The sequence below is a fragment of the Curtobacterium sp. NPDC087080 genome, from assembly GCF_044745105.1.
Taxonomy (GTDB): Bacteria; Actinomycetota; Actinomycetes; order Actinomycetales; family Microbacteriaceae; genus Curtobacterium.
The window spans coordinates 191740-202604 of record NZ_JBIUZP010000005.1 but is presented as its reverse complement, the minus strand read 5'-3'; the positions used below and the strand labels follow the sequence as shown (position 1 = coordinate 202604).

Genomic DNA, 10865 nt, shown 5'->3' with positions numbered 1-10865 from the left:
CGGCGCGATTCCCTGAGTGCGCGCCGAACACACCCCGAACAGGGGTGGAGAACCAGCTACCTGCGGCTGGTGAGCGCTCCGGGTGTTTCCCGGCTGATGCAAGGGATTCGGGACCCTCGCCGGATCGGATTGGACGGAGTTCCTGGGGAGGTCCTGTCCCCTGCTCCGTAGCGTGTGGGCATGGCCCCCGCACACATCCCGAGCACCGACCGGATCCGGGCGATCGACGCCTGGTGGCGTGCCGCGAACTACCTGACCGTCGGGCAGATCTACCTCCTCGACAACCCGCTGCTCACCCGACCCATCGACCCGGACGACGTCAAGCCGCGCCTGCTCGGGCACTGGGGCACCTCCCCCGCGCTCAACCTCGTCTACGCGCACTGCAACGCGCTCATCGCCGAGACCGACCGCGACCTGCTCTACGTGTGCGGTCCCGGGCACGGCGGTCCCGCGATGAACGCCAACGCCTGGCTCGAGGGGACCTGGAGCGAGCTGTACCCGGACATCACGCCCGACCCAGAGGGCCTGCGGAAGTTCTTCCGGCAGTTCTCCTTCCCCGGCGGCATCCCGTCGCACGCGGCGCCGGAGACCCCCGGATCGATCCACGAGGGCGGCGAGCTCGGGTACTCCCTCGCGCACGCCTACGGTGCGGCGCTCGACAACCCCGACCTCGTCGTGGCCTGCGTCGTCGGCGACGGTGAGGCGGAGACCGGGCCGCTGTCCGGGTCGTGGCAGGCGCACACGTTCCTCGACCCGGTGTCCGACGGTGCCGTGCTGCCCATCCTCAACCTCAACGGCTGGAAGATCGCGAACCCGACGATCCTCGCGCGCATCCCGGACGAGGACCTCACCGCCTACTTCCGCGGCCTCGGCTACGACCCGATCGTCGTCGACTCCGCTCGGGTCGACCACGACCCGTTCGCGGTGCACGCCCTGTTCGACGGCGCCCTCCGCCGTGCCCTCGCGAGCATCGACGACATCCAGGCCGCGGCGCGCGCACAGGCGCAGCGAGCCGCAGCCGGACAGCCGGCAGGCGCAGCCGACCTGCGTCCGCGCTGGCCGATGATCGTGCTCCGTACCCCGAAGGGCTGGACCGGCCCGCAGGAGGTCGACGGCGAGCGCGTCGAGGGCACGTTCCGCGCGCACCAGGTCCCGCTGCCGGCGGTCCGCGAGGACGCCGGGCACCGCGAGCAGCTCGAGGAGTGGATGCGGAGCTACCGTCCGGACGAGCTCTTCGACGCCGACGGCCAGCCGACCGGCATCCTGACGACCATCCGTCCGCAGGGCGACCTCCGCATGAGCGCCACCCCGCACGCGAACGGCGGCCGCATCCGCACCGCGCTCGACCGGCCGCCGCTCGAGCCGTACGCCGTGCCCGTCGGCGAGGACGCCAGCTCGACGGCGACCCTCGGACCGTGGCTCGCGGAGCTGACGTCGCGGAACGGATCGTCCTTCCGCCTGTTCGGCCCGGACGAGACGATCTCGAACAAGCTCGACGCGGTCTTCGACGTCACCTCGAGGGTCTGGCGGGCGCGTCGCGCCGCAGGCGACGAGCACCTCGGTGCCCGCGGCCGCGTGATCGAGGTCCTGTCCGAGCACCTGCTCGAGGGGCTCCTCGAGGGCTACGTGCTGAGCGGGCGCCACGGCCTCCTGAACACCTACGAGGCGTTCGCGCACATCATCGACTCGATGGTCGGCCAGTACGCGAAGTGGCTCGAGTCGTCGACGGACATCGACTGGCGCGCGCCGGTCTCGAACCTGTCGATCCTGCTGTCGTCGCACGTGTGGCGGCAGGACCACAACGGCTTCTCGCACCAGGACCCGGGCTTCCTCGACGTCGTCGCTTCGAAGCAGCAGGACCTCGTCCGCATCAAGCTGCCGGCGGACGCGAACACGCTGCTCGCCGTCGCCGCGCACGCCTTCGAGACGACCGACCGCATCGAGGTGATCGTCGCGGGGAAGCACCCGGAGCCGGTGTTCCTGTCGATCGAGGACGCCGTCGCGCACGCGGCTGCGGGTCTGGGCGTCTGGGACTGGGCCGGGACCGAGCAGACCGTCGGTCGTGCGGACGTGCTGCTCGCGAGCGCCGGTGACGTCCCGACGGTCGAGGCGATGGCCGCGGCGGACATCATCCGCAAGCACGCTCCCGAGGTCGGGGTGCGCTTCGTCAACGTCGTGGACCTGCTGTCCCTCGGCGATCCGCGGAAGCACGAGCACCCGGTCAGCGACGAGCGCTACGACGAGGTCTTCCTGCCGGGCACCCCGACGGTGTTCGCCTTCCACGGCTACCCGTCGCTCGTGCACCAGCTGACGTACCGCCGACACGGTCACGACGACCTGCACGTGCACGGCTTCCTCGAACAGGGCACGACCACGTCGCCGTTCGACATGCTCATGCTCAACGACATGGACCGCTTCTCGCTGGCGCACGACGCCCTGACACGGGTCGACGCCGACGCGCACGCCGACCTGCTCGCGAAGCTCACCGAGGCGCGGGACGCTGCACGGACCTTCGCCTACACCAGGGGCGAGGACCACCCGTCGCTGTCGGGCTGGGAGTTCCGGGGCTGGCCGCAGGACGAGCCGACCGACGGCGGGACCGGGGGCGACCCGGGCGCCGGCGAGACGGAGGGCGCTGCCCCCGGCAACTGACCTAGCCCGTCACCCGGCGCCTCCTGCACGCTCCTCCTGCACAGCCTGGAGGCACTGCGCACCGTCCACAGGACCGGTCACGCCCGCCGCGTGGCCGGTCCTGTGCTGTGAGGCTCGGGGCATGGACGTCGGATGGGTGAGCGCGGTGGTCGCGCTGGTCGGGGCGGCGGTGGCCGCCGCGAGTGTGGTCGTGACCGTGCTCGAGGGGCGGCGGATGCGGCGGAATACCGAGTTCTCGGTGCACCGGGACCTGTGGTGGCAGCGTTGGACGTGGGTGGTGGAGCGGGCGCTCTCACGAGACCCGGACGACCACGACGCGGCAGCACTCATGACGCACGCGCTGACGACCCGCTCGTGGGTCACCGAGGACGACGAGTGGGTCGTGTGGGCCGTCCAACGTGCCGAACGTCGGCGTCTCCACCCCGAGCGAGCACGTGACCGAGACGGAGGACGATCCTGATGATCACCGACGAACCCGACGACCTGTTCAAACGACGCCTGGACATGATGGAGCGCATCTACCGGTCGCTCTGCGCGCATCCGCACTACGGCCCGCTCATGGTCGAGCAGAACGAGGCCGAGCTGATCGAGGACCTCCGGCAGGAGTGGCGGGAGCGACAGGAGCGCGCCCGTCGCCGTGGGCTGGAGCACGAGACCGCGAGCACCGAGGGCTGACGTGCCAGGCTGGGCACGTGCAGGACCTCGTCATCCCCGCCCCGGGCCAGCCCACGCTGCCGACCGCGTCGGGCGGCCGGTTCCCCGTCCGTCGCGTGTACTGCGTCGGCCGCAACTACGCGGCGCACGCGCGCGAGATGGGGCACGACCCGGACCGCGAGCCGCCGTTCTTCTTCTCGAAGCCGGCGAGCGCGCTCGTCACCGACGGCGCGGACACCCCGTACCCGCCGGGCACGGACCGGCTCGAGCACGAGGTCGAGCTCGTCGTCGCGCTCGGCCGTGGGGGCTCGGACGTCGCCGTGTCCGACGCACTCGACCTGGTGTGGGGCTACGGCGTCGGGATCGACCTCACCCGCCGCGACCTGCAGGCCGAGGCGAAGCGGCTCGGCCGTCCGTGGGACCTCGCGAAGGGCTTCGACGCCTCCGCCCCGGTCGGCGCGATCGTCCCGTGCGCGGGCATCGACCCGACCGCGGGCTCGATCGAGCTCCGGGTGGACGGCGCACTCCGACAGGCGGGCGACCTGGCGGACCAGATCTGGTCCGTCGCCGAGACGATCGCCGAGCTGTCGCGCTGGGTCACCCTCGCGCCGGGGGACCTGCTGTTCACCGGGACCCCGGACGGCGTCGGGCCGCTGCAGCGCGGTCAGGTCGTCACGGGCGCCGTCGCCGGTGTCGGGACGGTGACGACCCGGATCGTCTGACGCCCCCGGTCACCGGTGCCGGACCGGCTTCGACCACACGCCGCTGGGAGGGCCCGCAGCCGCGCGGCGTAGACAGTCCCTGACGTCGGGGGACCATCGACGTCAGACCACGGGACACCGCGAGCGTGCTCGACGCCGAGCGCGCCGGGGACGGGTGTGTGTCCCGACCGAGGAGGTGCGCCGTGCAGGAACACGATCTGCTCGCGACGTCCTGGACCTGGGCGGGCGACGAACCGATCGCCGACCGGGTCCGAGCCGTCGGGGATGCCGGGTTCTCCGGCCTGTCACTGTCGCTCGACGACCTCCACGAGGTCCGCGCGACGACGGGGTTCACGGCACTGCGCCGCGTCCTCGACCGGGCCGGCATCGTCTGGGTGCAGCTCGGCCCGCTCGACCGCTGGTGGACCCACGTCGACCGCTCGACCGACGACGAGGCCGACCGCGGGGTCGTGCTCGAGGCTGCCGCGACCCTCGGCGTCTGGCAGGTCGTCGTCCGCGCCGACACCGGCGTCCACCCGGTGACACCGGCGGCGATGGCTGCGGACTTCACCGACCTCGCCGCGCAGGCCGAGAAGGTCGGAGCGCGACTCGTCCTCGAACCGGAGCCCTGGTCGAACCTGCCCACCGTCGAGCGGGCGTCCCGTTTCGTCGCCGCGGCCGGTCACCCGAACGCCGGCCTCCTGCTCGACGCGATGCACACGCTCCGCGGCGGATCCACCCTGGCGTCGATCGCGCAGGGGGTCGCTCCCGGGGTGCTCGCCGCGGTGGAGCTCAGCGACGGGCTGCTGCACACCCCGTCCGGACTCACTCTCGCCGAGGAGTCCCGCACCGCGCGGCACCTGCCGGGGTCGGGTGCCTGGGACCTGCCCGGTCTGGTCCGCGTGCTCCGGAGCCTCGGTCACGAGGAACCGTGGGGTGTCGAGGTCCGGACGGCCGCACACCGCGCGATGCCCCTGTCGGATGCGCTCCGGACCGCTGCGGCGGCCACCCGGGCCGTGCTGGACGCCGCGGACGCGGTCGACGAGCCCGCTGCTCCGGCGATGCCGACCACGCCGGCGCCGACCTCGGCGGTCGACTTCGACGTCACCGCTCCGTCGGTCGCACCGCCGGTCCCCCGGTCCGACGCGGGCACAGGCGCGCCCGCGTAGCGTCGACCGCATGACGGATCACGCAGCAGACGACGACCTCCTCCGGCGCTCGCAGGAGTCCATCGACGACGCCAAGGCGGCAGCCGCCGAGGTCGACCTGCCCGAGCAGGAGGACCTGATCGACGAGGACCTGCCCGCTGCCGACACCGCGAAGCCGGCGGACGGCCCGGCTCCGGCGGCCTGACCGGCCCGATCGACCGACACCGGAGACCGTCCGGGAGCTGGGCTCCCGGACGGTCTCGTCGTCTCCGCGACGGCTCGCAAGGAGAGTTCGGGCTCCAGCGTGATGAATCACGGAGTCGACTCGTCACACCAGTGGGTCCCGGAACCGTGGGGGTTCCGGAAGCCCGGGCCGTGGGTGTCCCGGGCCCTGGACGCGCCGTGGTCGGTCACCCCCTGATCGCCGAGCACGGTGCACCGGCGGCGGCCCGTGCGTCCCCTGATCCGGCGCACGGGCCGCCTCCTCACGAGTCGCTTCCGCACGAGGGGTGTGGCGCCAGCAGCCCGGTCAGGACTCGCGGACGACGTCTTCCGGCCCCTTGTCCGGCCGCCACCCGCGCCAGGACGGCTGCCGGAGCCGGCCGTCCGTGGTCCACTCGGCGAACACGACCTCGCCCACCCGCCGCGGTGTCACCCAGTGCGCATCGCGAGCGTCCGGCCGCGGCACGTCGACGAACGGCGAGGTCTTCCGCTCGCTCCTGCCGAGGACGGCACCGATGTCGTCGAGGTCCCGGTCGCTGAAGCCCGTCCCGACCCTGCCGACGTACTCGAGTCCGTCCGGCCCGGGGATCCCCAACAGCAACGATCCGACGCCACCGGCGCGCCGCCCCCTGCCGGGCCGCCACCCGCCGACCACGACCTCCTGCGTGACGTGGTGCTTGATCTTCACCCATGCCTCGGACCGGCGACCCTCGGCGTACCGTGACGAGCGCTTCTTCGCCACGACGCCCTCGAGCCCGCGGTCGCGTGACTGCGACACGGCGTGATCCAGGTCGCCGTCCACCGCGGGAGGCACCTCGATCGCGCCGCCCGGTTCGACGACCGTCAGGAGCGCCTCGCGCCGGGCGTCGTAGCCGAGCCGGGTCAGGTCGTGTCCGTCGGCCTCGAGCACGTCGAAGAGCAGCAGGCGCACGGGCGTCCGGCGACGTGCAGCCTCGACGTCACGTGTCCCGGTCAGCCCCATGCGGTCCTGCAGCAGGCCGAACGACGGCCGCCCGCGCTCGTCCAGCGCCACGACCTCGCCGTCGAAGACCCCGTCCACCCCGGCCCGCTCACCCAGCTCCTGCAGCTCCGGGTACTGCGCGGTCAGGTCGTTGTCGTTCCGGCTCCGCAGGGTGACCCGACCGTCGCGCACGGTGGCCAGGGCGCGGACACCGTCCCACTTCATCTCGAACGCCCAGACCGAGGGATCGAGGTGCGGCTCGCCCTGGACGGGGCTCGCGAGCATGGCCCGCCGCTCGCCTGGTGGCGTCGCCGAGGGTGCCGCTCGCCCGATCCGCCGTCGCTCCGCTGTGGTCGTCGTCGCCGGTCGGGAGGCACGACCCCCGTCCGCACCACCACCGCCGTCGGCGCTCTGGTCGGGCTGGTCCTTCGTGCGGTGGATGAGCCAGTTCTTCTCGTCGCCGCCACTCCCCCCACCGCGGCCACGACCACGCCCACGGGTGTGCAGGAGCGCCAGCCGCCGGACACCGTTCGCGCGGCCGTGCAGCGTGACGATGACCTCTTCCCCCTCGCGCCACTTCTCGAGCTCGTAGGTGCCGTCGTCCCAGATCGTGACGGTGCCCCCGCCGTACTCGGCCTGCGGGATCGTCCCCTCGAACGAGCCGTACTCGAGCGGGTGGTCCTCCGTCTGCACGGCGAGGTGGTTCTTCCCGGGGTCGGTCGGCTCGCCCTTCGGGAGCGCCCAGCTCACGAGCACGCCGTCGTGCTCGAGCCGGAAGTCGTAGTGGTCGCGGGTGGCGTGGTGCTCCTGGATCACGAAGGTCGGGGTGCCGTCCCTCCGCACGGTCGGTGCCCCCTCGGGCACCGGCTCCGGCGTCTTCGTCGCGTCGCGCTTCGCGCGGTAGACCGCGAGGCGGTCGCGAGCCGGCTGCTCGGCCTCGTTCGCCCGCTGGGTCCGGTCGCTGTCCCAGTGGCCGTGGTCGATCCTGCCCACCGCCAGCGAGGCGGAGGCGACCGGGTGCAGGAGGTCGCCGTGTGCCTCCAGACGGTCGAGGACCTCCTCGAGCTCCAGCTGGGCGAACCCGCGTTCCTCGAGCTCCTGCCAGGTCCGCGGCGCCGCGACGGTCGGCCGGTCACGGCCGCGCAGCGAGTACGGCGCGATCGTCGTCTTGTTGCCGTTGTTCTGCGACCAGTCGACGAAGACCTTGCCCCGTCGCTCGGCGCGGCTCATCGAGGACAGCACCAGGTCGGGCAGGTCCTGCTCCAACGCCCTGGCGAGCTCGTGGGCGACGTCGGACACCTGCGCGGTGGTGGCACGCCCGTCGAGTGCCGCGTACAGGTGGATGCCCTTCGAGCCGGAGGTCACCGGGTACGGGTCGAGGCCCATGCCGTGCAGGATCTCGCGCGCGGCGAGCGCCACCTCGACGCACTCCGGTAGCCCGACGCCCTCGCCCGGGTCGAGGTCGAGCACGAGCCGGTCCGGGTGCTGCTGCGCTCCGCGCGGACCGAAGCGCCACTGCGGGACGTGCAGCTCGAGCGCCGCCTGCTGCGCCATCCAGACGAGCGTCGGCAGATCGTCGACGATCGGGTACTCGGTGTCGTGCTCCTTGTGCGCGATCGTGTGGTGACGGACCCAGTCGGGCGCCGAGTCGGGCAGGTTCTTCTCGAAGAAGACCGTGCCCTCCACGCCGTTCGCCCAGCGCTTCCGGGTCACCGGACGGTCCTTGACGTGCGGGATCATCCACGGCGCCACCCGCTCGTAGTAGGCGATCACCTGACCCTTGGTCGTGCCGGTGACGGGGTAGAGCACCTTGTCGGTGTTGGTGAGCGCGATCCTGCGGTCCCCGACGAGGACGGTGGCCTTCCGCGCAGCCGGACTCACAGCGCGACCCCGGTCGCTCCCGCCACGGTCAGGGTGCTGCCGGACGTGTAGGACGACTCCGGCCCGGCGAGGTGGACGTAGGCGCTGCCGAGCTCGACGGGCTGCGCCGGCCGGCCGAAGGGGGTGTCCTGGCCGTAGGCGGCGATCTCGTCGCCGGGGTAGCTGATCGGCTGCAGCGGCGTCCACACCGGACCGGGCACGACGCAGTTCGCCCGGATGCCCTTCGCCGCGAGCTGCCGGGCCAGGCCGTTCGTGTACGTGATGATGGCGGACTTCGTGGCGGCGTAGTCGATCATCCGGTCCTGCGGTTGGTACGCCGACACCGAGCTCGTGGTGACGATCGCGCTGCCGGGAGCCATGTGCGGCACGGCCGCCCGGACCAGCCAGAACATCGAGTAGAGGTTGACCTTCATCGTGCGGTCGAAGTCCTCGGTCGACTGCTCGGTGACGTCCTCGTGGACCTGCTGGTGCCCGGCCACGAGCACCAGCGCGTCGAGCCCGCCGAGCTCACTGACGGCATCGCGCACGAGGGTGTCGCAGAACGCCTCGTCGGTCAGGTCGCCCGGCAGCAGCACGGCCTTGCGCCCGAGGTCACCGACGACGTCGCGTACCTGTTCGAGGTCCTCGCGCTCCTCGGGCAGGGCGTTCAGGGCGACGTCCGCGCCCTCCTTCGCCATCGCGATCGCGGCCGCTCGGCCGATGCCGGAGTCGGCACCGGTCACGAGCACCCGGTACCCGGGCATCCGCCCCGTGCCGAGGTACGTCGTCTCGCCGTGGTCGGGCGCCGGGTCCATCGCGCTGGCCAGCCCGGACCCCTGCTGGGTCTGCGGCGGGAACGGCGGCCGGGCGTACTGCGAACGCGGGTCCTGCTTGTCGAGCTGGCTCATGGGCCCATGCTGCTCGCCGCGGCGGCACGGTGGCTCAGGACCGGCGGTTCCGTGGACAGGACGTCCTGGTGCCGGAGCTGTGCAGGACGGGTCAGGACGTCGGTCGCACCGGTGTGGCCAGGAGGTGCTCGGCGCCGACCCGGTCGCCGCGCCCCTGCACGAGGGTGGCGATGCCGAGTACGGCCCAGACGACCGCGACACCCCAGCCGTTGGTGGTGCCAGTCGTGGCGAGGACCGCCCACAGGGCAGCCAGACCGACGAACACCCACCCGCTGGATCGTCGCTGCCGCGCGTCCGCCGTCCACTGCTGGACCCGCGGCCGCCAGACCGCCTCCGGGACCTCCGGGGGAACACGCCCCTCGTCGACCCACCGCCGCGTGGCCGCGACCGCGGCCCGACCGCCGCGGCGCGCCCAGGACCAGACCTGCAGGGCGGGGAGCGCGACCGCCAGCGCGAGGCCGAGCACGACGACCGCGACCCACGGGACCGGTCCCGGCTGCAGCACGAAGAACACCGCCGGTGCGACGGCTCCGCTGACCGCCAGGGCGGCGAGCTGCCACCAGCCCACAGCGTCGATCCGGTCGTCGTCCGTCGCAGCAGTCGCGTCGGTGGCCCCTGTGCTGTGTTCCCCCGTCATGCGCGGCACGATACGCCCTCCGACTTCGCGCGCGGCTGTCGATCCGCCCGGAACTGAGGGCCTGTCGCCGCGCTCCCGGGCATCATGTGCCCATGAGGTCGATCTGGAAGGGCTCCATCGCGTTCGGGCTCGTCAACGTGCCCATCAAGGTGTACGCGGCGACCGAGACCCACGACGTGTCCCTGCACCAGGTCCACGACGAGGACAAGGGCCGCATCCGGTACAAGCGTGTGTGCGAGTTCGGCCACGAGGTCGAGTACGCCGACATCCAGCGCGCCTACGACGACGGTGACAAGACGGTCGTCCTCACCGCCGACGACTTCAAGCAGCTGCCCGAGGAGCAGTCGCACGAGATCGAGGTCCTCGAGTTCGTGCCCGTCGAGCAGGTCGACCCGATGATGTTCGAGAAGTCGTACTACCTCGAACCGGACTCCCGGTCGCCCAAGGCGTACGTGCTGCTCCGCGAGACGCTCGCGAAGACCGACCGGCTGGCGATCGTGCAGTTCACCCTCCGGCAGAAGACCCGGCTCGGGGTGCTCCGCGTCAACGAGGACGTCATCCTGCTGCAGGGACTCCTGTGGGGCGACGAGGTCCGGGCCGCGGACTTCACGTCCCTCGACGCCTCGGTGAAGGTCAGCGCGAACGAGCTGAAGATGTCGTCGTCGCTCGTCGAGAGCATGTCCGCCGACTTCGACCCCGACCGCTACACGGACTCCTACCAGGAGGAACTGCAGCAGCTCATCGACGCCAAGCTCGAGGCCGGTGACGACGTCGACACCGCGGAGACGTTCGGTGAGCGCTCCGAGGACGACGCCGGCGAGGGTGGCGACGTCATCGACCTGATGGCGGCCCTCCGGGCCTCGGTCGACAAGAAGCGGTCCGGTTCGTCGGGTTCGTCACGGTCCTCGTCCCGGTCCTCGTCCGGGTCTGGAGGCTCGGGGTCGCGCTCGTCGTCCGGCTCACGCTCGTCGTCCGGTCCCGCTGGTGCGGACGACGACGGGGACGCGACGGCAGAGAAGGCGCCCGCGAAGAAGACCCCTGCGAAGAAGGCGCCCGCGAAGAAGGCGCCCGCGAAGAAGGCCCCGGCGAAGAAGACCTCCGCGAAGAAGCAGGCCAGCTGAC

General features: G+C 72.2%; 10 protein-coding genes. 7 read left to right on the top strand and 3 right to left on the bottom strand.

Annotated features, from left to right (window positions below):
* Nucleotides 1–180: 180 nt before the first annotated feature.
* The 6 genes from ACIPEQ_RS14950 (at nt 181) to ACIPEQ_RS14925 (ending at nt 5360) form a co-directional block, all read left to right on the top strand.
* On the top strand, nt 181–2652 hold the full coding sequence (locus ACIPEQ_RS14950) for a phosphoketolase (RefSeq protein ID WP_402715777.1): 2472 nt from the start codon (nt 181–183) through the stop codon (nt 2650–2652).
* Between the two features lie 121 nt (nt 2653–2773).
* On the top strand, nt 2774–3112 hold the full coding sequence (locus ACIPEQ_RS14945; protein ID WP_402715776.1) for a hypothetical protein: 339 nt from the start codon (nt 2774–2776) through the stop codon (nt 3110–3112).
* Nucleotides 3112–3327, top strand: a complete 216-nt coding sequence (locus ACIPEQ_RS14940; RefSeq protein ID WP_250367804.1) for a hypothetical protein — start codon at nt 3112–3114, stop codon at nt 3325–3327. Before ACIPEQ_RS14945 ends, ACIPEQ_RS14940 begins: the two co-directional genes overlap by 1 nt.
* Before the next feature lie 17 nt (nt 3328–3344).
* Nucleotides 3345–4028 carry a fumarylacetoacetate hydrolase family protein gene (locus ACIPEQ_RS14935; RefSeq protein WP_402715775.1) on the top strand — a complete coding sequence of 228 codons (684 nt, stop codon included), beginning with the start codon at nt 3345–3347 and terminating at the stop codon, nt 4026–4028.
* 182 nt (nt 4029–4210) lie between these two features.
* A complete protein-coding gene (locus ACIPEQ_RS14930; RefSeq protein WP_402715774.1) occupies nt 4211–5176 on the top strand; it encodes a sugar phosphate isomerase/epimerase family protein in 966 nt (321 codons plus the stop codon).
* Between the two features lie 10 nt (nt 5177–5186).
* Nucleotides 5187–5360 carry a hypothetical protein gene (locus tag ACIPEQ_RS14925; protein ID WP_153257435.1) on the top strand — a complete coding sequence of 58 codons (174 nt, stop codon included), beginning with the start codon at nt 5187–5189 and terminating at the stop codon, nt 5358–5360.
* Between the two features lie 324 nt (nt 5361–5684).
* On the opposite strand, the gene ACIPEQ_RS14920 is transcribed toward ACIPEQ_RS14925, so the two are convergent.
* The 3 genes from ACIPEQ_RS14920 to ACIPEQ_RS14910 form a co-directional block, all read right to left on the bottom strand.
* A complete protein-coding gene (locus ACIPEQ_RS14920; RefSeq protein WP_402715773.1) occupies nt 5685–8219 on the bottom strand; it encodes an ATP-dependent DNA ligase in 2535 nt (844 codons plus the stop codon).
* A complete protein-coding gene (locus ACIPEQ_RS14915) occupies nt 8216–9106 on the bottom strand; it encodes an SDR family oxidoreductase (protein WP_402715772.1) in 891 nt (296 codons plus the stop codon). The genes ACIPEQ_RS14920 and ACIPEQ_RS14915 overlap by 4 nt, the downstream gene beginning before the upstream one ends.
* A gap of 91 nt (nt 9107–9197) precedes the next feature.
* Nucleotides 9198–9743, bottom strand: coding sequence for a hypothetical protein (locus ACIPEQ_RS14910; RefSeq protein ID WP_126891435.1), 546 nt, complete (start codon nt 9741–9743; stop codon nt 9198–9200).
* A 92-nt stretch (nt 9744–9835) separates the two neighbouring features.
* On the opposite strand from ACIPEQ_RS14910, the gene ACIPEQ_RS14905 reads away from it, so the two are divergent.
* Nucleotides 9836–10864, top strand: coding sequence for a Ku protein (locus ACIPEQ_RS14905; protein ID WP_402715771.1), 1029 nt, complete (start codon nt 9836–9838; stop codon nt 10862–10864).
* Nucleotide 10865: the final 1 nt, after the last annotated feature.